The 23504-nt window shown below is 61.4% G+C and carries 23 protein-coding genes; 16 read left to right on the top strand and 7 right to left on the bottom strand.

The window, feature by feature from the left end; translation table 11 throughout:
- Window positions 1–161: 161 nt before the first annotated feature.
- The 12 genes from rsmH to BV106_RS36290 all read left to right on the top strand — a co-directional run bounded on the left by rsmH (window position 162) and on the right by BV106_RS36290 (window position 16234).
- Window positions 162–1157: a 16S rRNA (cytosine(1402)-N(4))-methyltransferase RsmH gene (gene rsmH, locus BV106_RS26620; protein ID WP_038169818.1), complete on the top strand. Its 996-nt coding sequence runs from the start codon at window positions 162–164 to the stop codon at window positions 1155–1157.
- A complete protein-coding gene (locus BV106_RS26615) occupies window positions 1154–1582 on the top strand; it encodes a hypothetical protein (RefSeq protein WP_038169816.1) in 429 nt (142 codons plus the stop codon). Before rsmH ends, BV106_RS26615 begins: the two co-directional genes overlap by 4 nt.
- Window positions 1579–3504 carry a penicillin-binding protein 2 gene (locus tag BV106_RS26610; RefSeq protein WP_038169814.1) on the top strand — a complete coding sequence of 642 codons (1926 nt, stop codon included), beginning with the start codon at window positions 1579–1581 and terminating at the stop codon, window positions 3502–3504. The genes BV106_RS26615 and BV106_RS26610 overlap by 4 nt, the downstream gene beginning before the upstream one ends.
- Window positions 3501–5024, top strand: coding sequence for a UDP-N-acetylmuramoyl-L-alanyl-D-glutamate--2,6-diaminopimelate ligase (locus tag BV106_RS26605; RefSeq protein ID WP_051946368.1), 1524 nt, complete (start codon window positions 3501–3503; stop codon window positions 5022–5024). The genes BV106_RS26610 and BV106_RS26605 overlap by 4 nt, the downstream gene beginning before the upstream one ends.
- A 5-nt stretch (window positions 5025–5029) precedes the next feature.
- Complete coding sequence (gene murF / locus BV106_RS26600; protein ID WP_265596098.1) at window positions 5030–6403, top strand: UDP-N-acetylmuramoyl-tripeptide--D-alanyl-D-alanine ligase; 1374 nt, start codon at window positions 5030–5032, stop codon at window positions 6401–6403.
- A complete protein-coding gene (gene mraY / locus BV106_RS26595) occupies window positions 6400–7539 on the top strand; it encodes a phospho-N-acetylmuramoyl-pentapeptide-transferase (protein WP_265596097.1) in 1140 nt (379 codons plus the stop codon). The genes murF and mraY overlap by 4 nt, the downstream gene beginning before the upstream one ends.
- A gap of 19 nt (window positions 7540–7558) precedes the next feature.
- On the top strand, window positions 7559–8926 hold the full coding sequence (gene murD / locus BV106_RS26590; protein WP_038169809.1) for a UDP-N-acetylmuramoyl-L-alanine--D-glutamate ligase: 1368 nt from the start codon (window positions 7559–7561) through the stop codon (window positions 8924–8926).
- 22 nt (window positions 8927–8948) lie between these two features.
- The gene (locus BV106_RS26585; RefSeq protein WP_038169805.1) at window positions 8949–10004 is read left to right on the top strand and encodes a LysM peptidoglycan-binding domain-containing protein; all 1056 of its coding nucleotides are present in this window, start codon (window positions 8949–8951) and stop codon (window positions 10002–10004) included.
- 57 nt (window positions 10005–10061) lie between these two features.
- Window positions 10062–11231 carry a putative peptidoglycan glycosyltransferase FtsW gene (locus tag BV106_RS26580; RefSeq protein ID WP_051946367.1) on the top strand — a complete coding sequence of 390 codons (1170 nt, stop codon included), beginning with the start codon at window positions 10062–10064 and terminating at the stop codon, window positions 11229–11231.
- Complete coding sequence (gene murG / locus BV106_RS26575; RefSeq protein WP_038169803.1) at window positions 11218–12462, top strand: undecaprenyldiphospho-muramoylpentapeptide beta-N-acetylglucosaminyltransferase; 1245 nt, start codon at window positions 11218–11220, stop codon at window positions 12460–12462. The genes BV106_RS26580 and murG overlap by 14 nt, the downstream gene beginning before the upstream one ends.
- A 513-nt stretch (window positions 12463–12975) precedes the next feature.
- Window positions 12976–13404: a DoxX family membrane protein gene (locus BV106_RS26570; protein WP_051946366.1), complete on the top strand. Its 429-nt coding sequence runs from the start codon at window positions 12976–12978 to the stop codon at window positions 13402–13404.
- Between the two features lie 898 nt (window positions 13405–14302).
- On the top strand, window positions 14303–16234 hold the full coding sequence (locus tag BV106_RS36290; protein ID WP_265596096.1) for a rhodanese-like domain-containing protein: 1932 nt from the start codon (window positions 14303–14305) through the stop codon (window positions 16232–16234).
- Between the two features lie 376 nt (window positions 16235–16610).
- Here the strand turns inward: BV106_RS36290 and BV106_RS26560 are convergent, their stop codons facing one another.
- The gene (locus BV106_RS26560) at window positions 16611–16949 is read right to left on the bottom strand and encodes a tRNA-binding protein (RefSeq protein ID WP_038169838.1); all 339 of its coding nucleotides are present in this window, start codon (window positions 16947–16949) and stop codon (window positions 16611–16613) included.
- 311 nt (window positions 16950–17260) lie between these two features.
- Between BV106_RS26560 and BV106_RS26555 the strand changes: the two genes are divergently transcribed.
- A complete protein-coding gene (locus BV106_RS26555) occupies window positions 17261–17482 on the top strand; it encodes a hypothetical protein (RefSeq protein WP_038169801.1) in 222 nt (73 codons plus the stop codon).
- A 60-nt stretch (window positions 17483–17542) separates the two neighbouring features.
- Here BV106_RS26555 and BV106_RS26550 read toward each other — a convergent pair whose 3' ends face one another.
- Together BV106_RS26550 and BV106_RS26545 are read right to left on the bottom strand one after the other, a co-directional pair.
- A complete protein-coding gene (locus BV106_RS26550) occupies window positions 17543–17854 on the bottom strand; it encodes an AzlD family protein (RefSeq protein ID WP_265596095.1) in 312 nt (103 codons plus the stop codon).
- Entirely contained in the window at window positions 17851–18606 is a 756-nt protein-coding gene (locus BV106_RS26545; protein ID WP_038169836.1) for an AzlC family ABC transporter permease, read from the bottom strand. Before BV106_RS26545 ends, BV106_RS26550 begins: the two co-directional genes overlap by 4 nt.
- Window positions 18607–18720: 114 nt before the next feature.
- Here BV106_RS26545 and BV106_RS26540 point away from each other — a divergent pair, with 114 nt between their 5' ends.
- The gene (locus BV106_RS26540; RefSeq protein WP_038169799.1) at window positions 18721–19185 is read left to right on the top strand and encodes an Lrp/AsnC family transcriptional regulator; all 465 of its coding nucleotides are present in this window, start codon (window positions 18721–18723) and stop codon (window positions 19183–19185) included.
- Window positions 19186–19625: 440 nt separating this feature from the next.
- Here the strand turns inward: BV106_RS26540 and BV106_RS26535 are convergent, their stop codons facing one another.
- The 3 genes from BV106_RS26535 to BV106_RS26525 form a co-directional block, all read right to left on the bottom strand.
- The gene (locus BV106_RS26535) at window positions 19626–20009 is read right to left on the bottom strand and encodes a nuclear transport factor 2 family protein (RefSeq protein WP_038169797.1); all 384 of its coding nucleotides are present in this window, start codon (window positions 20007–20009) and stop codon (window positions 19626–19628) included.
- Between the two features lie 80 nt (window positions 20010–20089).
- Window positions 20090–20470, bottom strand: coding sequence for a nuclear transport factor 2 family protein (locus tag BV106_RS26530; RefSeq protein WP_038169795.1), 381 nt, complete (start codon window positions 20468–20470; stop codon window positions 20090–20092).
- Window positions 20471–20515: 45 nt separating this feature from the next.
- A complete protein-coding gene (locus BV106_RS26525) occupies window positions 20516–21673 on the bottom strand; it encodes an NADH:flavin oxidoreductase/NADH oxidase (RefSeq protein WP_038169793.1) in 1158 nt (385 codons plus the stop codon).
- Window positions 21674–21813: 140 nt separating this feature from the next.
- Here BV106_RS26525 and BV106_RS26520 point away from each other — a divergent pair, with 140 nt between their 5' ends.
- On the top strand, window positions 21814–22509 hold the full coding sequence (locus BV106_RS26520) for a TetR/AcrR family transcriptional regulator (RefSeq protein ID WP_051946371.1): 696 nt from the start codon (window positions 21814–21816) through the stop codon (window positions 22507–22509).
- Between the two features lie 27 nt (window positions 22510–22536).
- Window positions 22537–22881 carry a cupin domain-containing protein gene (locus BV106_RS26515; protein WP_038169791.1) on the top strand — a complete coding sequence of 115 codons (345 nt, stop codon included), beginning with the start codon at window positions 22537–22539 and terminating at the stop codon, window positions 22879–22881.
- A gap of 50 nt (window positions 22882–22931) precedes the next feature.
- Here BV106_RS26515 and BV106_RS26510 read toward each other — a convergent pair.
- A partial coding sequence (locus tag BV106_RS26510) for a multidrug resistance efflux transporter family protein (protein ID WP_265596094.1) occupies window positions 22932–23504 on the bottom strand: 573 nt, incomplete at its 5' end.

Here is a 23504-nt window from a genome sequence, read left to right as displayed (position 1 = left end):
CGGTGCCTTCGGGGTGGATTGAAAAAGTTCCTGCATTTCCGGGTCGAAATCCGGTCAAGAAGGGGCATTATCCGTCATTGCCAAATCGGCCAAGTCCTGATATCTAAGAGACGTTAAGCGACGGGGCTTTTTTCGCCATTTGGCTCCCAACTGACGTTTCAATGACCGCCCAGCCCAGCTCTTCTCCCACCGCCGATATCTCCGCCACCGGAGCAGACGCAGGCGGAGGCACGGGTTACCATCTGCCGGTGCTCCCGGCAGAAGTGGTGGCGGCTCTCGCCCCAGCTTCTGGCAAGGTCATCCTGGATGGCACCCTGGGAGGCGGGGGACATACCTCGCTGCTGCTCCAGGCCGGGGCGGAGGTGATCGGGCTCGATCAGGACACGGACGCGCTGAACCATGCCGGGGAGCGGCTCAAGGCTTACGCTGCCACGGGCCAGTTCCGGAGTGTGCAGTCCAACTTTCGCGAATTTCCCGCGGTGCTTCAGGCGCTGGGCATCACGGCTCTGGACGGTCTGCTGGTGGACTTGGGCGTTTCCTCGTACCAGCTGAATGTGCCCGCCCGTGGCTTCTCCTTCATGCATGAGGGGCCGCTGGACATGAGGATGAATGCCGGCGGCGGTCGTACGGCGGCGGACCTGGTGAACGAGGATGAGCCGGCGGAGCTGGAGCGCATCCTGTGGGAGTATGGGGAGGAGCGCCAGTCGCGCCGCATTGTGCGGGCTCTGGTGCAGCGCCGTGAGCAGAAGCCCTTCACCACCACCTCAGATCTGGCAGAGGCGATTGCCAGTGTGATTCCCCGCCGGGGGAAGACCCACCCGGCCACGCTCACGTTTCAGGGGCTGCGCATCGCGGTGAATGACGAACTGGCCGCCCTGGCGGACTTCCTGCACGCCGCACCCACCTGGCTGAAGCCGGGAGGGAGGCTGGCAGTTATTTCCTTTCACTCGCTGGAGGACCGCATGGTGAAGCAGGCCTTCAACCGGCTCTCCACGGAGTGGCTGGACCGCCCGGAGTGGCCGGAGCCCCGCCGCAATCCGGAGCATTGCCTGAGGCTGCTGCACCGTAAGCCGCAGGAGGCCACGGAGGAGGAGGTCAAACGCAATCCCCGTTCCCGCAGCGCCAAACTCCGCACCGCAGAGAAACTGCTCCAATGAAAGAACCCGAGCTCAGCCTCCCCCGAAACCGCGCCACACCACGGCGTTCCGGGGTGGCTTTCCTCCTCGTGGTGATCGCCATTTCCGTGGGTGCTGCGGCGTTGCTGCACATTTTTACGAAGAACCGCACCTACGCGATCGGTCGTCAGCAGGAACTGGTGGAGCGGGAAATCTCCGCGCTGGAGCAGGAGATTCGCACCCTGGACATGAAGGTGGGAGAGGCGCTTTCGCGGAAAAACCTCACGGATCGTCTCACAAGTCAGCGCTCCAGGTTGAAAAACATCCAGCCCGAGAGCATCATCAAGGTTCCCCCTGCGCCGGACCACGTCCCCGCGGCCGTCCCTGTTGCTGAACCCGTCACTCCTTCTCCTGCCACCGCCGACTCAGAATCCACGCCCTCCACGGGCAAGCCTTCGCGCCGATGAACGCTCCTGACTCCCCAACTCCCGACCTGAACAGATGGGTGCCCCACCGTATCGCGGTGATGCTGGCGCTGCTGCTGGCTGCCTTCGGCGGGGTGGCGTTCCGGCTCTACGGGCTGCAGGCGGTGGATCATGACGTTTGGGCCCGCCGGGGTGATGGCATGCTGAAGCAGCGCGTGGTGCTGCCCGCCATGCGCGGGGTCATCCGTGACAGCAACGGCGAGCTGCTGGCGCATGACAAGCTGGTGCATGAGGTCTGGGTAAACACGCAGCACCTGCGGGATCTCAATGACGTGCGCACCCGGCTGGCACGCATTCAGAAACGCCCGCTCTCTGAGGTGGTGAATGGCATGAAGCCGGAGGACGTGATCTCCCAGTACCGGGAGCACGCCACGGCCGTGGTCACTGCCGTGCTGAATGAGACTGGGGTGCCGGTCCCAGCGGATCTGGCGCTGCAGATGGCTGATGAGAAGCGCATCGAGTTTCCTCTGATCAAAGGGCTGCCCACGGAGACGGCCGACATCTGGAAGGCTCGGCTCAAGGAGGGGAACATCTTCGCGATCAGCCTGCGCTCCAGCGTGCGCCGCTTCTACCCGGCGGATGAACGCCTGACGCACGTGCTGGGCTATGTGAATGAGAAGACCGTGCTGGAGGAGGAGACTCCAGGAGGGCGCAAGCGCGAGAAGCACATCCAGATCGGCCGTGAAGGCGTGGAAGCGGTGCTCAACACCGAGCTCTCAGGCTCCGATGGCTTCCAGTGGATTGAAAAAGATCGCAAGGGGCGTGAGATCACCTCCTTCCGCGGTGAGGGCGAGGAGCCCCGGCATGGGCATGAGGTGACGCTCACCATCGACATGAACCTGCAGGATACGATGGAGCAGGTGCTGGAGCAGGCGTTCGTCCAGTACAAGCCCAAGCGCATCACTTCCGTGTTGATCGATCCCAAAACGGGTGCGGTGCTGGCGATGGCCAGTCGTCCCCACATCGACCGGGAGACGATGAAGGGGATCATTGCCAATCCGGCCGTGAGTGCCCAGTACGAGCCGGGCTCGGTGTTCAAAGTCGTGGCTTACACGGGTGCTCTGGACCGCAAGGTGACCGGACTGGGAGAGACCATCAACGTGGATCCCAGCCTCAAGGTCTTTGCCTCCCAGCGCATCAAAGATCACGTGAACGGTCCGGTGACCGTGCTGAACGCCTTTGCCCAGAGCAGCAACCGCGCGGCCTACCTACTGGCCCTCCGGGTGGGGGATGACAAGTACCTCGAGTACGTGAAGAACTTCGGCTTCGGCCAGCGCACCGGCATTGAGCTGACGGGCGAGATCACGGGGACCGTGTGGCCGCGCAAGGCCTGGGACGGCCTCACCTTCTCCCGCATGGCGATGGGGCACGCCGTCACGGTGACGCCGCTGCAGATGACGATGGCCGTGGGCGTGATCGCCAATGGAGGTAATCTCATGAAACCCCAGCTCATCAAGGAAGTGAAAGATGAGAAGGGCAACATCATCCGCCAGCTCAAGCCGGAAGTGGTGCGGCAGGTGTGCTCACCGCGCACGGCTGAGCAGATGCGCCAGGCGATGATCGAGGTGGTGCAGGGGCAGAAAGGCACCGGCAAGCAGGCGGGCATCGAGGACATCATCGTGGCCGGGAAGACCGGCACCTCCCAGCGCCGCCGTGATGACGGCCGGGGCTATGAAGACGGACACTACTGCGTGTCCTTCGCCGGGTTTGCTCCCGCAGAGAAGCCCGAGCTATGCGCCATCATTGTGGTGGATGATCCCCACGGCGCTCCGGAAGAACTCTACGGCGGCAAGCTGGCCGCCCCCATCTTTTCTCAACTCATGAAACAAAGTCTTCATACCATGGCGGTGGCTCATGCCGTCCAGCGGGAGATTTCCCCGCTGAGCAACGGAGGTGCCCAATGACCATTTTGCGCGATCTTATCGAAGGTTTGGATAAACCGGTCATCAGTGGTGGCCTGGACGTGGAAGTGGCGGGCCTGGCCTATGACTCCCGCCTGGTGAAGCCTGGCTTTGTGTTCTTTGCCCTGCGGGGTGTGAAGTCGGACGGACACGACTTCATTCCCAAGGCGCTGGCCGATGGGGCGGTGGCCATTGTGGCCGAGACCGCGCCGCCGGAAGACTCCAGTGTGACCTGGCTGCATGTGAAGAACGCCCGCGTGGCTCTGGCGGCCATGGCTGCTGCCTCCAAGGGGCACCCTGCGCGGAACATGGCGGTGGCCGGTGTGACGGGCACCAACGGGAAGACCACCACGGCCTTCCTGCTGCACCATTTGCTGAACCATGCGCATCGTCGCTGCGGCCTGCTGGGCACGGTGGTGTATGACGTGGGTGGGGAGTTGAAACCGGCCACTCATACCACGCCGGAGTCCCTGGAACTGCAGGGTCTGCTTTCCGAAATGCGCGATCACGGCTGCGTGGCGGTGGCGATGGAAGTTTCCTCGCACGCCATTGATCAGCATCGCACCCACGGCGTGCCCTTTGCGGCAGCGGTCTTCACGAACCTGAGCCAGGACCACCTGGACTATCACGGGACGATGGAAGAGTACTTCAAGGCGAAGTCGAAGCTCTTCTCCTCCACGGCGGCTTCCCGCGGTGGCAAGCTCGTCATCAACGTGGACGACATCTGGGGACGCCGTCTGGTGGATGCCCACAAGGAGCATCCCGGCCTGGTCACCTACGGTCTGGGTGTGGCGGCGGACTACCGCGCGGTGAACCCGCGCTATGATCTCACGGGCACCAGCTTCGAGCTGGAGCACAAGGGACGCTCTCTGCTGGTGCGCATCCCGCAGATCGGCCAGTTCAATGTGTACAATTCACTGGCAGCTCTGGCCGCGGCCCACGGCATGGGCTGTAACTTGCGCGATACGGTGAAGGCCATGCAGTCCTCACCGCAGATCCCGGGGCGGATGGAGCGCGTGACGCCGGATAATCATGCCTTCCACGTCTTTGTGGACTATGCCCACACGCCGGATGGTCTGGTCAATGCGCTGTCCACCGCGCGGGCCCTGCGCCCGGAGCGGATCATCACCGTCTTTGGCTGTGGTGGCGATCGCGACCGTCTGAAGCGGCCGCTCATGGCGCGTGCGGTAGAGGAGAACAGCGACATCAGCATCCTCACCAGCGACAACCCGCGCATGGAAGATCCGCAGGTGATCATGGAGGATGCCCGCAAGGGGTTCACCCGCTCCAGTCATGCCCTCATTGCTGACCGCAGGGAGGCCATTCACACCGCCATCAAGGGGGCGAGGGAAGGGGACATCGTGGTCATCGCTGGCAAGGGGCATGAGCCCTATCAGGACGTCAATGGGGTGAAGCATCCCTTCGATGATCGCCGCGTGGCCCGCCAGCTGGTGGACATCGAGATCCGTATCAAGGGTGAAAAGCGGCTGGAGGCACGCCAAAGGAGGGATGAACGTCAGTGAAGGCGTTGACTCTTGAAACCATTGCCTCGTACAGCGGCGGTCGCCTCGTTCACGGTGATCCCGCTGCGACCTGCACCAGCGTCAATACGGACTCCCGGAAGATCCAGCCGGGAGAGCTCTTTGTGGCCCTGGTGGGGGAGAAGTTTGATGCGCATGACTTTGTCCCGCAGGTGGCCCAGGCCGGTGCGGCGGCAGTCATCGTCAGCCGGCTGCCGGAGAATGTGGAGGCGCTGGGCTGTGCCGTCATCCAGGTGACGGACACGCTGCTGGCGCTGCAGCAGCTGGCGCGTGCTTACCGCGAACTCCTGAACCCGTTGGTGATCGGCATCACGGGCAGCAATGGCAAGACGTCCACGAAGGACCTTGTCGCTGCGGTGTTGCGGAAGAAGTACCAGGTGTGTGCCACGCTGGGAAATTTTAACAACCACATCGGTCTGCCGCTGACCATCCTCCGCATGGAGGAGGGGGACACGTGTGCGGTGCTGGAGATGGGCATGAACCATCACGGGGAGATTGCCGTGCTCGCGGGGATCGCCCGTCCGGATGCGGCCATCATCACGAACATCGGCGTGGCTCACATTGAGTACATGGGCTCTCGTGAAGGGATTGCCCAGGAGAAAGGCACGCTGGCTGAGGCCGTGCCGCACGGTGGGGTGGTGGTGCTTAATGCCAACGACGACTTTTCTTCCTCCATCGCCGCCCGAAGTCATGCACGGGTCGTCCTGGCTGGGGTGGGCGAAGGGGATGTGGTGGCCACGCTCACGGAGAGCGGAGCCCGCGGCTCTTTCTTTAGCCTGAACTTTGACGGGCGTGTGGTGGTGGATGTTCATCTGCCGGTGCCCGGGGAACACATGGTGGGCAATGCCGCTCTGGCAGCCGCCGTGGGTTGGCACTTTGGCGTGGTGCCGCAGGATATCGCGGCGGCTCTGGGCGAGGTGCAGTTGACCAAAGGGCGTGTGCAGGTGAAAACCTGGCGCGGGGTCACCGTGCTGGATGATTCCTACAATGCGAACCCGGACTCCATGCGGGCGGGGCTGAAGACGCTGGCGGGGTTGAAGATTCCCGGGCGTCGCGTGGCCGTGCTGGGTCGGATGGGGGAGCTGGGACCGCATGCGGAATCCAGTCACCGGGAGGTGGGTGGGTATGCTGCTGAGCTGGGCTTGGATGCCGTCTTTAGTGTCGGTGAAGAAGCTGCCCTGATCACCTCTCAGGCTGGAGCCTCGGGTGGATCGGGAGACTATAGAAATTTCTCATCTCATGCCGCCGTCGCTGCCTGCCTCACCGAATGGTTGCACGAAGGTGATGCGGTTTTGTTGAAAGGAAGCCGTTCTGCTGGCATGGAGCAAGTGCTCACACATCTCGACAACCCGGCATCATGATACACTGGCTCGCTGAATTTCGGAACTCCGTTGGAGACACTCTGCTCTCCTCCCTGCTCAACCTCCTGCACTATCACACCTTCCGCGCCGGCGGGGCTTGTCTCACGGCGTTTCTGTTGTCCCTCCTGTTTGGGGAACGGGTCATCCGCAAGCTCATCTCGCTGAAGGTCGGGCAGCCGATTCGCTCCAAGGAAGAGGTGCAGAAGCTCTTTGACCTGCATGGGAAGAAGGCGGGCACGCCGACGATGGGCGGGGTCATGATCCTCGCCACCTTCACCCTCTCTGTCCTGCTCTGGACGGACTGGGGGAATCCGATCGTGTGGATGGTGCTGGGCACCACGCTGGCGCTTGGTCTGCTGGGCTTCTGGGATGACTATGAGAAAGTCGCGCGGAAAAACTCCAAGGGCGTGAGCGCGAAGACCAAGCTGGTCTGGCAGTTTGCCGTGGCCATCACGGTCTCGTGGATCTTTGCCTACGGACTGCCGGGCGGAGTGACGTATGACAACCAGGTGGTGACGTATCGCAGCCTCTACATCCCGTTCTTCAAGGAGCCGCTCATCCTGGACATGGGCTTCTTTGCGGTGATCTTCTTCTCGCTGATGATCGTGGGCTTCTCCAATGCGGTGAACCTCACGGATGGTCTGGATGGCCTGGCGACGGGGTGCTCCATCAGCACGGGGCTGGCCTATGCCGGATTTTGCTACCTGGCCAGCAATGTGAACTTCGCCAAGTTCTTGCTCATCCCGTACTTTCACCTGGCGGATGAGCTCACCATCGTGGCCATGGCCCTGGTGGGGGCGTGTTTTGGATTCCTGTGGTTCAACTGCCAGCCAGCGCGCATGTTCATGGGGGACACCGGTTCCCTGGCCCTGGGCGGGGCGATCCCCACGCTGGCGATTGGTTGCAAGCAGGAACTGATCCTCCTCATCGTGGGCGGCGTCTTCGTCATGGAGGCGGGTTCCGTGATGCTCCAGGTGGCCAGCTTCAAGCTGCGCAAGGTCCGCATTTTCCGCATGGCTCCCATTCATCACCATTTTGAACTCGGGGGATGGCAGGAGAGCCAGGTTGTGGTACGTTTTTGGATGCTGTCGTTAATTTTGGCCCTTGTGGGCCTGGCGACCCTCAAACTGCGTTGATTCACGGCCTCTCCCACCCATGGACCCACGTTCCGATTACGACCTTGCCAATCAGCATGTAGCCATTCTCGGTGCCGGCCGCAGCGGCCTCGGCGCGGCCCGGCTCGCCCGACAGCTCGGAGCGGTGCCCGTCATCTTCGATGAAGGTGATCCGGTGAAACTCCAGAAGGCCGTTCAAGCCATCGCGGACGAGGGCATTGAATACCGGCTCGGCATTGAGGCGGCCAAGACGGCCGTGGCGGAGAGACCCTTCCGTCTGGTGGTGACCAGCCCCGGACTCGATGCCGGCTGGCCGCTGCCCAAGGCCTTCACCGATGCGGGTGTGCCGCTGGTGGGGGAGATCGAGTTTGCCTGGAGGCCCATCAAGGAGGTCCCCACGGTGGCCATCACGGGCACCAACGGGAAGACGACCACAACGGAGCTGATGGAGCGGATGTTCAACGGCTGTGGTCACCGCACCATCGCCTGTGGGAACTACGGCCACGCGCTGAGCGAGGTGGCAGTGAGCGGGGAGACCTATGACCTGCTCACGGTGGAGATCAGCTCCTTCCAGCTGGAGACCATCACGAGCTTCCGCCCGCGGGTGGCGGTGTGGCTGAACTTCGCGCCGGATCACCTGGATCGCTATCCGGACAACGAGGCCTACTTTGCCGCGAAGAAACGGATCTTTGACTACATGACGCCCAATGATGTCGCCATCATCCGGGCGGGGGAGCCACTGGGGGATCTGCAGCCTCGGGTGGTGACCTTCACCACGGAACCGGAGGTGGAGGCGGACTTCATGCTCTACCACGACCGGATCCTCTTCCGCGGGGAGAAGATCGCCCGAGTTTCGGACCTGCCGCTGCATGAGCGCCACAACATCGAAAACCAGATGGCGGCCCTGGCGGCAGGCTGGGTGATGGGGCTGGCCTTTGAGGACATGCTGGAGGCCCTGAGCGGGTATGAGCCCGCGCGGCACCGGTGTGAACTGGTCAGCGTGGTCAACGGTCGCTCGTACATCAATGATTCCAAGGCGACGAACCTGCACGCCCTGGAGACCTGCCTGAGATCTCAGGATGCGCCAGTGGTACTAATTGCAGGCGGGAAGGAGAAGGGTCTTGATTATTCACCTTTCCGAAGCTTAATTACGGAGAAGGTGACTGCTCTGGTAACCATAGGAGAGATTGCCGACAAACTGAGTGCCCTGTTCTCGGACCTGGTGCCCTGTCGGCAGGCTCCCAGTGTGGTGGCCGCAGTAGAAATCGCCACCCAGCTCGCCGCCCCGCGACAGTCCATCGTATTCTCACCCGGAACTTCCTCCTTCGACATGTTCAGCGGCTACGCAGAGCGCGGCAATGTGTTCCGGGATGCCGTTTTGAGTTTGCCTACCCCCATTTTGAATTAAACTCCGCCGAGGAGAGACGCTTATGAATGACAAATCCAACCTCTCACCCACGCGGCGCCTCTTTGCGTCGGAAAGCTTCCGCAGGCACTATGTGTCCGCGGTGGAGAACGGGGATCAGGCGGATTGGACGGAGCGAGAGCAGAGCGGCAACCTCGGCCGCGTGTTTGTGTTTCTGTTGCTGCTCCACGTGTTTCTGATTGGGGCGATCGTGCTTTACAACATTGTCTCGGACCGGCCGAAGGTGCCCGTGGCCACGGGCATGGGCAAGGCTCCGCCTGCTCTGCCGGGTGACGGGACGGATGCTGGGAACAGCAACGTGGTGAAGCGTAGTGAACTCTCTGAGTACCAGGTGCGCTCTGGCGACACGGTCCAGTCCATCGCGGACGCGACGGGGGCAACCACCGAGGAAATCATCCGCCTGAATCAGCTGGATCAGAATGGTGAGCTGTACGTCAGCCGCCGTCTGCAACTCCCGCTGCGCAAGGAGGTGGCCAATGAAGTGCCGGCTCCCGCGGCGGCGGTAGCGTTGACCTCTGGCCAGACCAGCCATGAATCGACCGTGGCCGCAGCCAAGGAAGTGAGTGGCAAGGCGGGCAAAGGCCAGCCGGAGTCCTTCAAGGCGGCGGTGGTGGCGGATTCCGCTGGCACCAAGAGCAAGTCGGGTGAGTCCCATCCCGCCCCGACCCTGATCAAGGCTAAGCCGGTGACCCTGCAGGACGCTCCTCCTGCTGAGACCCGTGCGACCAAGCTGGAAGATTCCCCACCTGCTGGCAAGGCCGGCTCCGGTGGCTCCGCCCAGAAGGCCATCCCAGTCTCGCCCGTGAAGCTGCAGGACGCTCCGCCCAAGGAGAAGCCCGCTCCCAAGGCCCCCCCTGTGGTGGCTGAGACGGCAAAGGAAAAGCCCGCTCCCGCCGCGGCGACGGGCGGTGGCCGCTCCTACGAGATCAAGGGAGGGGACACCTTCTACTCGATCGCCCGGAAGAACGGGATCAGCGTCAACGAGCTGATCAAGGCGAACCCGGGAACGAATCCCAGCCGCCTGAAAAAGGGCATGGCGATCAAGATTCCAGCTAAATAACCAATCTGCGGGGCGCCCAAAAGGCGCCCCTTTCATTCCCTCCCTTTCCCTTTCTCCATGGGCCGTGCCAGTGTTTACGTTCTCGTCTTTGCCGTCAGCATGCTGAGCGCGCTCGGCCTGGTCATGCTGGCCAGCACGAGTTACTTTTTGGATGAGACCAGTGGGGAGGCGTATTTCACGCTGCGCAGCCAGATCATTCGTCTGGGCATTGGGGTGCTCGCAGCCGGGGTCATGGCGTTCATCGCCTATCCGCGTCTCTATCGCCTGCGGTGGAAGATCTTCGGCGTCACGGTCGTCGCGCTCCTCCTGTGCTACGTGCCTTTCTTTGCCGATGAGGTGAACGGGGCCGCCCGCTGGATCAGCCTGAAGCGTCTCGGGATCGGCGGGCCGAATTTGCAGCCCTCAGAGCTGGCGAAGCTGGCGATCGCCATCCTGCTGGCAGGGTGGTTTACCCGGCACGAGCCGCTGACCCGGGAGTTCAAGCAGGGCTTCCTGATGCCCGGCTGCATGGTGTTTGTGACGGTGGCCTTGATCGCGGGTGAGGTGGACCTGGGCAGCGCGGCCCTCGTAGGCGCGCTGGGCGGCGGCATGATGTTCGTGGCCGGCACGCGGCTGATGTATCTGCTCCCCATTCTGGGGGCGGGGCTGGGGGGGCTGGCCTGGGTGGTCAAATTCATGCCCAACCGTGTGGAGCGTATCTTCGCCTTCCTGGATCTGGAGAAATATAAAGAGGGTCTCGGCATGCAGCAGTGGCGGGCCTTGATCGCCTTTGGCTCCGGCGGCGTCGAGGGCGTGGGCCTGGGCAATGGCCGGCAGAAGATGCTCTATCTGCCAGAGGCGCACACGGACTTCATTTTCCCCATGGTGGGCGAGGAGCTGGGTCTCTATGGCACCCTTTTTGTGGTGATCACATTTTCATTGCTCATCGCGGCAGGCATGAGCATCGCCCATCGGGCACCGGATCGTTTCAGCCGCTTGCTGGCCTTTGGTATCACGCTCACGATCGCTCTGGAAGCCCTGCTGAACATGGGCGTGACCACCGCTCTGCTGCCCAACAAAGGATTGCCTCTGCCCTTCGTCAGCTATGGCGGATCCAGCCTTGTTTTCCGCATGATTGGCATCGGAATTCTCATTAACATCTACCGTCAAACGCCTTACGAACGGAAGAAGGACTTGCTCGAAATACGGCGTCGTCGTATGACTGCGGTCTCCCATGGCTCGCTATAAGAAAAACCGCCAGAAGTCCAAGAACCCTCCTGTTCAGAGTGAAGTTCAAGGGACAGCCGTCGCGAAGCCGCAAACGAAATCCCGCACCACAACGCCTACTTCCAGTCAGTCTCCCTGGAAGAGCCGTCATATCATCATCGCCTGCGGTGGCACCGGGGGGCACTTGTTCCCGGGCATCGCGGTGGGTGAGGTGTTGCAGGCCCGCGGACATGACGTGATCCTTTTGATCAGTGAGAAGAAGATCGATGCTCTGGCCTCGAGCGGGCACTCTTCTCTGCGATTCGAAAAAATGCCTTTCCTGGCGATGCCCAAGCCGCTGTCCTTGCAGATGCCCAAGTTCCTGCTGGGTGTGTGGAACGGGCTCAAGCAGTGCAAGGCGATGATCCGGGAGCACGACACGCAGGTGGTGCTTGGCATGGGGGGCTTCACCTCCTTCGCCCCGGTGCTGGCTGGTCGTCGCGCCAAGATCAAGACGCTCATTCACGATTCCAACGCCATCCCGGGCAAGGCGAACAAGCTCACCGCAAAGTTCTGCGATACGGTGCTGCTGGGCTTTCAGGAGTGCGCGAAGTATTTCCCCAAGGAGAAGGCGACCCGCATCGTGGGGACGCCCGTCCGCAGTGCGCTTCGTCGTGCGGCGGAGGAGACCCAGGAGGATCCGTATGCCTTCTTTGGCCTCGATCCGAATCGCAAAACGGTGCTGGTGATCGGGGGCAGCCAGGGCGCGCGCGGCCTGAACAATGCGGTGACGCATACGCTGGATGAGCTGAACGCTCTGGGCGTGCAGATGCTGCACATCACGGGGCCTGGAGATTACCAAGAGGTCTCAGATGCCTACGCCGGCAAGGAGATCAAGCTGCACTCTCACATCGCCGCCTTCTGCCATCGCATGGAGCTGGCTTACAAGATCGCGGATATCGCTCTGGCCCGCAGTGGTGCTTCCACGCTGGCGGAGCTCGCGTACTTTGGGGTGCCCAGCCTGCTGGTGCCTTATCCGTATGCGGCAGATGATCACCAGACGCTGAACGCCCGCATCTTCCACGAGGCCAAGGCTGGCATCATGGTGCCGGAGCTTGATTTGTCTCCAGAGAAGCTGATTCGCGTGGTGCGTGAGATCACGACCAATGATCAACGGGCGGCCAACATGAAGGCTGCGGCCCAGGCGATCTCCCACGCCAGTGCGGCAGAGGAAATCGCGAACATCGTCGAAGAGATGGCGATGGGGAAATAGGGGTGCTTTCAGAGACAGGATTGACTAGATTTTTAAGGATTAACAAGATTGGGGAATTGGGTGGTGAGGGGCTGAGGATGGCCTTCACCTGATCCCGCCTGCCGGATTTTAGGAGTGCGGCAAGAATTGCCGCTTTTGGGAGTCCTGTGTCTTGCTCGTCTCCGTGGGGCGAGGCCGGAGGTAACGGGGCTCCGTTGACGACTTCGCGGCGACTTGTACGTCACAAGCGATCGCCAAAGCGGTGATTCTCACCGCAGTCCCAAAGCGGCTACGCCGCCAGGTGTTGGGGGTGGTGTGTCGCATGCAAGTGTTGCGCGCTATCGCTTTTCCAAGATGGAGGAGGCGAGCAACACGAACTTTTCTGCGGTGATTTGTCCTTTTGAAGCCGCTCCGATCGTCAAGGGGATGGAATGACGACCTTCGGGATCGAATTGTGGCGTCCGCAAGGGCCGCCGCGTCGAAGTAGTCACCAAGAGCAACCCACCTTATCAACTCCACTCAACGATCTGTCCTATGAATGCAAATGGCGAAACCAAACGCGGCATCGGAGCCTTTGCTCCTCACATTGTCCGTCTTTTCTATGGCCTGGGCTTCACAGTCTTTGGCCTCAATGGCTTCTTGAACTTCTTCCCGCCGCCTGACAAACCCATGCCGGAACCGGCCATGGCCATGTTCACCGGCTTGCTGGGCTCCGGTTATATGATCAAGCTCATTGCAGCCACGCAGCTGGTGTCCGGCGTGCTGCTGTTGATCAATCGCTTTGTGCCGCTGGCCCTGGCGTTTCTCGCTCCGATGATCGTGAACATCGTGGCCTTTCATGTGTTTGCCGCGCCCGAGGGTACGGTGATCGCTTTGTTCTTCGCCGCCATGGAGGTGTATCTGGCCTGGAGTTATCGCCGGGTGTACTACCCGATGTTGGCGGCCGTGGTGCGGCCGGGGTGATCACTGAGCCACGAGTAGGTTTAGCCCCCAAGGAGCGGCGGTTTGTGCTTGCACAACCGCCGGAGGTTGCCGGAGTGGGAGTGCGTTGTGCGTTAGATGGAGGAGTGACTGGGTCTGTCGAAGCTGGATGAGTTAGAGAGAAGACGGACGCTGTAGACGCTTCAGTTAGTGCCTGCCAAGGATCCTGAGGGGCTGACGTGGAGGTGTTGATGGCGGTGGGGTGAAAGCGGATGCTGTCGGCCTTCCCGCCTGATCATCTCCTGCGACGTTTCCCAAGGTTGACTCGCTTAGGGCTCGTCCAACCTTGGGCTGTGCTACAGATCCCATACTGGGATCAACTTCGGTCTGAGGCAGGCCTTCGCAAGGTGGCCACTCAAGAACCGTCTCATGCTCAGTCCGCAGTTAATCTTTGAAGGGGATTGGGGCCTGAAAGGCCCACCGAACCCAGCCCAGGGGCATAGGCCACGAAGTGGACGGAGACCCTGGGTACCTCCGGAGGGGATGATCAGGTGCGAAGGCCGAAAGCATCTGCTATCGGCCCATTGCTAGCAACACCTCCACGTCGATTGGCCCTGATGTCACACGCGCTGACTGACGTTCCCGGCAGGATGCCGGAAACAGCACGCAAGATGCGTGCGCTCCCCTGGTTTCTCCGGCACAGGCCGTTTTCAAGAAGCGCCAGACCGCCGAAACTCCTTCGGAGTAGAGTTCTATATCTCGGTTACCCAACGTAGACTCGCTTGAGGCTCGTCAACGTTGGGCTTGTAGCCGCATCCTCTTCGAGGAAGAGATTCGGCTGGCTACTTAGACCTGCGTGAGAGCCTTCGAGATCTCCGCCCTCGCCATTCGCCATCCGGCCCCAAGCTCTTGCGTCTTGCCGTCGCGCGCTTTTCCCGCCATGGTTTTGTCCATGACGCGGGTTTCTCGAGTTCTTACAGGGGTGGGGCTGTTTCTGGTCTCCGCTTCCAGTCTTTTGCTGATGGGCGAGCAGCCCAAGGTGGAGGTGCCGCCGCCAGTGGTCCCGACGGGGGCTTCGAGTGATTCCACGGCGTTCCTCAAGGCGGCCCAAGAGGCGGAGGCGCTGCGGGTGACGCGTCGGGTCAGTGAGGCGGACTTTGTGCGGATGGCAAAAGAGGAGAAGACGGTCATCCTGGATGCAAGGAGTCGGGCGCATTTTGACCGGTTGCGTATCAAGGGCAGCAAGAGTCTGCCGTACACGGAGATGGCAGAGGCTACGCTGAGACGGTTGATTCCTGATACCTCGACCAAGATCCTGATCTACTGTCGGAACAATTTGCCTGATGAGCCCGCATTCGTCGGGGATCCGGGCTCTCTTTTTCCGGCAGAGTTTGATCCTCCAAAATTTCCCAGCGCAGGTCTCAACATCCCCACTTACATCACCCTCTACATTTACGGGTATCGGAACGTGTGGGAACTGGATCCGGTGGTGGTTCCCGGCAAGTCGGTGATCGAGTTTGAGAGCGGCAGTCCAGGAGTGAAGCCCGCGGCTGCGGCCGTTTTGGAGGAGTTTCGTTCGCAGGTGCGGACCGGCACGTGGAAGGAGGACTGGCCGGATGGCAAGGGCGGGGTGGAGGTTCGAGAAGTCACGGCGGAGATCTGGACGGATGCGTTTCAGGCGGCGATTGTGAAATACGGGAAGCTGGAGATTCCGGGGCGCAAGGAACCGTACTATCTGGATGCGCCGCTGGTGCTGGGCTCCCGTCAATCGATCAAGGCGGCGCCTGATGCGGAGATCCGCCTCAAGCCGGGCGTGAACTCCTGCATGGTTCGCAACCGGAATATCCGGGACTTCTCCGACCGCCCGGTGCCGGACGATCTGGCATCCGACAATGATCTGGAGGTGGAAGGCGGCATCTGGACCACGCTGGCGGTGGGCGTGCCCAGCCAGAATGGCAATCGTGCGGGCCGCTCTGATGCGGCCAAAACGGTGCCGAACTGCAACGGGACACTGCTGTTCAGCAATGTGCGGAGGCTGGTGGTGAAGAACCTGGTCATCCGTCGCTGCCGGTCCTTTGGCGTGCATCTGGGCAACGTGAACCAGTTTCACGTGGAGGGTATTAGGTTCGAGGAAAATGGCCGGGACGGGGTGCATGTGAACGGGCCCGCCCGGTACGGCGTGATCCGGGGCATTTCCGGTGTGACCCATGATGATCTGGTGGCGCTGAATGCCTGGGAATGGCGCAACTACACACCGACGTTTGGCCCCATTCAGGATGTGCTGGTGGAGAAGGTCACGGGCGCACCAGCGGGTAGCAAGGCGACGGACGCGATCCGGCTGCTGCCTGGGGTGAAGCGCTTCTCCAATGGGAATACCCTGGCGTGCCCGATCAGCGATGTGGTGTTGAGCGACCTCACGGATATCCGGGAGTTCAAGCTGTACGATCAGCCCAATCTTGAGGTGGGACGAGACAAGGATTTCAGCGTGGAGGTGGGCAGGCTGGAGCGAGTATTGATGAAACAACTCCGATTTACCCGGCCCGGGGTGGTGCAGATCGCTGCGGATGTGGAGGGGCTGTCCATTGAGGACGTGGACTTGCAGTTCATGCCTGAACCTGCGTACAAGCTGGTGGAGATGGGGCCCATGTCCGCTACTTACCGGCACGGACCGGATCCTGCACGCTGGGTGGAGATCTTTTCACCGGATCGCGATGTCACGGTGAAGGGTTTCAAACTGGAAGCGGTGCGGGTAAACCAGCGACCTGTGCCGGATACGGCGACGCTCGTGCAGACGAAGGATCAGAAGGTGAATCCAGACTACCCGAAAAGCACGCCGCAGGGTGGCAAGGGGCGGGTGCGTTGGGAAAAATGAGACTCGCACTGCTGGTGCGATGGTCTCAGATGAAGCTAACTCAGCCGACAGGTTGAGCGATCGGTGCAGATGCGGATGTGGACACGAGCTGCCAGCCTCTGAGATCCCTCATGGGGAAGGTCAGCCGTTCCCCGTTCTGGCGAAGCAGCACCAATGCATCTCTGCCTGTAACATGACGATCCGCCTCGTAGATTTTTCGGTCCCCGTTCGTAAGTATGACAGTGTAGATCCGCATGCCACAAGATAGGGGCGCGATAACTGCGCACAAATCGTTAGCGGGCTTCCACCCAATTGTGGGGGGATGGGCTGAGGCGGGCGTCCTGATGGGCTTGGCATGGGTGACGTCGTGCGGTCGCGGGCGTCACTTTCGTATCTTTTATAAAAGCCTCGTGCCCAGCGGCACGTCTTGATCTGGTACGCAAAGAGCGACGTGTCCCTCGGCATTGTGAAAGCCGGTGACCAGGCATTCAGACTGAATGGGGCCGATCTGTTTCTTGGGGAAGTTGACCACCGCTACGACAAGGCGACCGACGAGAGTCTCCGGTGTGTAGAGGTCAGTGATCTGGGCGCTGGATTTCTTGATGCCCAGTTCGGGGCCGAAATCCACCTGCAGGATGTAGGCGGGCTTCCGGGCCTGAGGAAAGGGCTGTGCGCTGATGACTCTGCCGACGCGCAGTTGCACCTTGGTAAACTCGGACCAGTCGATCGTTTCCATTTCCGTATCCATACCGCGAATGTGAAGACAGGACTCGTGAGCGCAAGCAGTGGTGCAGCGGGTGGAGGGTGATTTCTTCGGATTCTGGATAGGGGAGAAGCTTTCCTCTTTGAGGGATTTGCGTCATGATCGATCCAGTGCAGCCGATGCAGGTTGCCCCATATGATGACCCCGTGTCGTGGATGCGCCTCAAGGACGCAGGCACCACGACCTATATTCATTCATTCAACCAAGCGCCCGCTGTACGAGGGACAGGCAAGGCATTGCAAGGATGCCTGCGCTTCACCCCGCCTAACTCACCCGCTAAAACTATGAAAGCTGTACTGATGGCCTTGTTGGCCTTGTTGGCGGCCACTTGCTTCACCTCCTGTGTGGCCGGGCATGTGGACCGTGTGGAAGATCGCTATGATCGTCGCGAAGACCGTTATGACCGTCGCCACTGGAGCGGCCCGGGAGATCGCCGGGAGGACTACTGGGACAAACGCGAGAACGTGAATGACAAGCTTCGCGGCCGACGCGGGCTGTACTACTGAGTGGACCAGAAGGCTGGACGCATGCCCCGGCACCCCGTGGTGCCGGTGCGGTGTCTTGCGCTATGATCCGCCAGTGAAGTGGGCGGCGTGGCGTAACAGGCCTGCGGTGGCCACTGCGATGAGTACGGTCGGCAGGAGGGAAAGACGGGTGGCGGCAAGGAGTGTGACCCCTAGCGCGATGAGGTCGGCGGGATTCCCCGATGCGAATTCCGGGGCGATCACTGCGATCAACACGCAGCCGGGGGCGGCTTCCAACACGGCCTTGGTCCGGGCACCCAGTTCCCGGTTGCGCAGAAAGAGATAGCCGCCGACGCGGGTAAGATAAGTGACAGCGGCCATGGCCCCGATGGTGATGAGCGTAGTGCTGTTCATGATGGGGACTTGGTGTTCCAACAAGCAAAGGCCACTCCTGCGGCGGCACCGGCGGGGAGATACCAGGCGCCGGGGATCAGCCGGTAGGTGGTGATTGCCACGGCCAGGCTCACCAGCCAGGGCAGCGCTGGGCGGAGGCCCTTCCACATGCCCCTGAGCAGCACCAGGAAGACGGCAGGGAATGCCATGTCGAACCCGTAGGAGCGGATGTCACCCAGCCGGGGACCAAGGAAGGCACCGGCCGCGGTGAAGATCACCCAGGTGGCATACAGACAGAGGGAGAGCCCCAGATAGTAGGGCAGGCTGAAGGCGGGGAAGAGCCCAGAGCTCTTCCGGTGCTGCGTATCCGCCAGGCCTATGGCCCAAGACTCATCACACATCAGGAAGAGGGCTGGTAGCGCCTTCCACTTTGGCAGGTGGCGCAAGTGAGGCGCCAACGCCGCGCCCATGATGAGGTGGCGGCTGTTCACGAGGAAGGTGATGGCGACGATGGCCAGGATGACGGGAGGGGAGCCCCAGAGCTCCACGGCAGCGAACTCGGAGCCTCCTCCGAAGTTCAGCCCGGTCATGAGGGGCACTTCCGGGGTGGCGAACCCCTTTTGCATGGCATTGGTCCCCAGCACGAGGGCGAAGGGGATGAAGCCCACCATCACGGGAATGGAGGCGACGACGCCGCGTTGGAACTCGCTGGCGGTGTGCGTCTTGGTCGCGATGGCCGGGGTGTGGGGGGCGGCAATATCACAAGTCTGCATGGTGTAGGCACGGTAAGCGAAGGGCGACAAAAGATCCTTGCGTTTATGCCTGAATACAGGGGTCGAAGTGGCACGCTGTGTTGCAGATAGGCGAATGAATGGCATGCTGTGCCAATGATTCTGGATTCCATCGATCGGCGTATCTTGGCCGCGCTGCAGCGGGACGGTCGGCTGCAGAATGTCGAGCTGGCCAAGCAGGTGGGCCTGTCGCCGTCACCCTGCCTGCGGCGGGTGCGGCGGCTGGAGGAGGCGGGCGTGATCAAGCGCTACGTGGCGCTGCTGGACCCGGCGAAGATCGGTCTGGGGCTGACGGTGTTTGCCCGGGTGTGGCTCACGGGTCAGGATGAGGAAACTACTAGCGGGTTCATGGAGGAGGTCCGCCAGATGCCGCAGGTGGTGGAGTGTCACCTGATGGCGGGGGATTGTGATTTCCTGCTCCGCGTGGTGGTGGCCAATCTGGAGGCATACCGGCGGTTTCAGATCGAGCACCTCGGGCGCATCAAGGGGGTGCGGAACATCAAGACAGACATTCCCATGCAGGTGGTGAAGACGTCGGCCGAGCTGCCGGTGGGGGCGTAGGGCACGTACAAGTGCTCTGACGCCAAGGGCATCATACATAAAAGCCCGGGGTAAGGCGTGGATCAAGCCGCCACCCTGGGTGCAAATCGGTTCATGGGAACTCCGAAGCGAGTTCTACAAGCCGTGAACACATTACGAGATGGCCACGGGATGCGAGAGCGTTGTCTCCAGGTGTTTTGGACGGTTTGTTGAACTCCTTTGGAGTTCCATCGTTTTCCCATCGATACCCGGGGTGGCGACCGCTTCGCGGTCTGATCCCGCGACTGCGGGACTATTTTGTATCACGCCGTTGGCGTGGGGATTTCGCCATGCGCGTTCAGAAAAAAGGGGTGGGACTTTTTGACCCCGTTCCCATCCATGCGTCGCATGATCCAGCCTGTCCGGTAGGCCAACCTGCGGCGACATGGTCCCCTCTATACAGTGATGGCGGATGGGAATTGTCATTCGAACTGGTGATAGACCTTGGCGACGATCTTCCAGATGCCGTCAATCTTGATGAGGGTGAGGAAGTCGTTGTAGTCGGCACCGATGGCGTCCTTTTCCATGTCGACACGCACCACGGCGGTAGTTGGCGTGATCGCCAGCACATCAAGGTGGGTGGTGATCTCAGGGGCATTGCCGTTCTGTTGCACGAAGTCATAAAGGTTACTGATCGGGCCGCCCAAGAGTTGACCGTTGGTGAAGCCATACATCACGGCATCTTTGTGGAAGGCCTCAGCGACGCCTGCGGCGCTGCCGATGCGCAGGCCGTCGACGTACTTTTGAGCGGTGGCGATGACGGCGTTGAAATCGCTGGTCGATACAGATTTGATGTTCGCTGACATAATGCGTTTCTTGTTGGGTGAATGAAATAACTTAGGCTGGGGCGGGCAGTGGGCATCGTCTCCAGATCATCAGTATTCGCTCAAGCGGCATGCGTGTGGTAGATCTTGCTGACGACCGTCCACTTGCCCTCAACCTTCAACAGATTGAAGAAGTCGGTGAAACTGAAGCCTGAAATGTTGTCGGTGTCGATGCGGGCACTGGCTGCGGTGCCCACGATGTCGATTCGGACGATGGCGGCCCTGGCTTCTGGGGAAGGGCGGAACACGCTGTCGATCGTGTCAAACAGACCTTGAATCGGGCCGCCAGCCAGCTTGCCGTCGCCATCCACGCCGAAGATGGTGGCCTGTTCATGGAACGCTGGTTTCATGATGGCGCTTCTGGCCTTTGCGCCGCCCTCGTTGTATTGGCTCAACACTTCGACGATGGCATCGTATTCCGGCACGTAGTTTGGTTTGCTCATGTTTTGGTTTGTTTGGTGTGGAGGGTGAAAAGGGCGGGGAAGGTCTCAAGCGGTCGCGGTGCGGTTGGCTGCGGCCCACGGACCGATTTTGCGAAGTTTGCGCTCCCTGCCATTGAGCCACCAACCGATCTGCGGGGGCCAGGTGTCGTAGGGGCTCTCGGGATTGGCGGCCCCCAGGACCTGTTCCGCCCGCAGTGGGAAATGCGGATCTCGGAGGGCCTCGCGGCCGATGGCCACAAAATCGGCCTGACCTGAGGCCACGATGGATTCCGCCTGGTGAGGGTCGACAATCAGTCCGACGGACAAGGTCTTCAGGCCTGTTTCGTGCCTGATGCGTTCAGCGTAGGGCACTTGATATCCGTAGCCGTTGGGGTGCTCGTAGCCTCCGATTCCCCCTGACGAGCAGTCGATCACGTCCACGCCAATCCGGGCCAGTTCTTTTGCGAAAACAATGCTGTCCTCAATGGTGAACCCGTCACGACTTCCATCCACGGCAGAGATTCGCACAAAGAGGGGCTTGTCCTCCGGCCAGATCGAGCGCAGTTCGCCCGCGATTTCAAGCGGAAACCGCATGCGGTTGCGGAGATCGCCGCCATAGGCATCCGTCCGGCGATTCGTGAGTGGAGACAGGAAGGAGTTCAGGAGATAACCGTGCGCGCCATGCAGCTCCAGCACCTCGAAGCCGGCGGTGAGCGCGCGGCGGGCCGCGGCCGCGAACTCGGAACGAACCTTGGCAATGCCTTCTGTATCCAGGGCACTGGGGACGAGCCAGGCTGCATCCACCGGCACGGCACTGGCTGAGACAATGGGCCAGGGCAGATCACCACGGGCATGGTCATCCGCGGTGAGGGGGCCGTCACCATGGTAGGGGCGTTGCATGGCTGCCTTGGGACCTGCGTGGGCGAGCTGGATGCCGGGAACAGCGTTGTGCTGCTTGAGGAATGCTGCGATGTTCGTCAGGCCCTCGATATGGGCATCGTCCCACAAGCCCAGATCACCATGGGTGATACGGCCCTCTGGTGAGACAGCGGTGGCTTCGACCAGCACGAGGCCAAAGCCGCCCAAGGCAAATTTGCCATAGTGCACGGCGTGATACGGGGTCACGAATCCATCGACTGCCTCATACTGGCACATGGGAGACAGGGCCAGGCGGTTACGAAGGGTCACGCCTCGGAGCGTGAGGGGAGAGAAGAGGATGCTCATGGTGGTTCTCGATCGACTTGCCCTTGCGCGTCAGTCTTTAATGCGGTATTAATGTAGTGGGCGTTACGTAATGGTGTCATTATGTAATGACCGTTACAGGCGTCAAGAACTTTTTTGCCACCCGAATTGAAGAGGAGAACATGAAATCGAAAAAACAGACCCAGCTCGCACCACACAAGAGCAAGGGGCGTCCGCGCACTTTTGATCGTGAGGTGGCGCTCCATCGGGCGCTGGGAGTGTTCTGGCGGAGCGGGTACGAGCCGGCTGCCATGTCAGAACTCTGCGCCGCCATGGAAATCAACCCTCCCAGTCTCTATGCGGCCTTTGGGAACAAGGCCCAGTTGTTCATGGAGGCCGTCCAGCACTACGAGGACGTGTACTGGAACGCCACCTGGCAGCGGATGGAGGACACGCGGGATATCCGTGAAGCGATGGCCACCTTCTTCAGTGAGGCCGCCGGGATACTCACCTCCCAAGAGGTGCCCTGCGGATGCATGGTGATTCTGGCTGCCACCAATGTCTCCCAGGAGGCAAAGGAGGTGAATGATGCGCTTAGAGCACTCCGGCAGGAGGGGCGAGATTGTTTCCTCACCCGGCTGAAGCGGGCCGTTGTCGAGGAGCAGTTGCCTGCGAACACCGATGTGGCATCGCTCGCCTCAACGCTGAACACCATTCTGGAGGGCATGTCGTTGCAGGCCCGCGACGGTATGTCTTCGGTGGAGCTGAAGCGCATCGCCGCCACTGCGATGACATTGCTTCCGGCGAAGGATTCGGAAGGGGACGTGCCCCAGCGTGACAAATCAGCGGGTGTCAAGACGCGGAAAAAGCGGTCATAGTGAACAACAGAAGCGGGAGGACATTCTATGCCGAACTTTATCGCCATGCGCATTGGTGCCGTAGAGCCGGAGGTGGAAGCGCCTGACTCGGGCAGTGTGATATCGGGCAAGCCCCGGTTCAAATCCTGGACCCTCGATGAGGCTGATGGTGGCCTGTCATCTGGCATCTGGGAGGCCACGCCGGGCAAGTGGCATTTTGAGAATGCTCACTGGGAGTACTGCCGCATCCTCGGCGGCGTCTCGGTGGTGACTGAAGACGGCGGCGAGCCTCACACGCTCCGTGCGGGGGATGCGTTCATTCTGCAGGCGGGGTTCAAGGGAACTTGGGAGGTGATCGAAACCACGCGCAAGGACTATGTCATACGGTTGTGAGGCCGCGCCATGGCAATGAAATGCCGCCCACGTGGGAGGCTAAGCGAGCCTCACGCACCGCGATCACTGCGCAGCGCCTTGAGCTTGCGTCGTTCTTCCCCTGAGGGGCGGGCGACGAGGATGGCGAAGGCGACAATGCCGAGCGTCACCAGGGCGGCTCCGCCCAGGGCCAGGCCTTGTGGCCAGGACTCGTGCAGGAAGAGGACGCCCAGCACCATGGCAAAGAGGAGCTCCGCCGCCTGCATGGCCTCGGCCGCCCCCAGGGCCACGGGTTGACTGCGCACCATGCCGGTGGCTTGGAAGAACAGGATGGTGGCGATGACGCCGGCGCTTAAGGCGACTCCGGCGGCGAGCCCGACCTGCCCAGCGGAGGGGATGCCCGCCTGGGACCAGGCATAGAGCGCGACAAGGCACCACAGGGGCTGGCTGGCCAGCGTCAGGCCAAAGACGCGCTGCGTGGCGTTGAGGTTCTCTCCCGTGCGTTCCAGGTGCAGGAGCAGCAGCCGGTTTCCCAGAGGGTAGGCGATGGCGCCGCCCAGCACGCAGAGTAGGGCGATCCAGGGCGGCTGCATCCATACGGGCCGGCGCCATGGCCCGAGTTGCATCATGAGCACGCCACCGAG

The organism is Verrucomicrobium sp. BvORR106 (assembly GCF_000739655.1).
In the GTDB taxonomy this organism is placed as follows: Bacteria; Verrucomicrobiota; Verrucomicrobiia; order Verrucomicrobiales; family Verrucomicrobiaceae; genus Verrucomicrobium.
The sequence above is the reverse complement of the archived record's forward strand: the minus strand, read 5'-3'. Positions and strand labels throughout refer to the sequence as shown.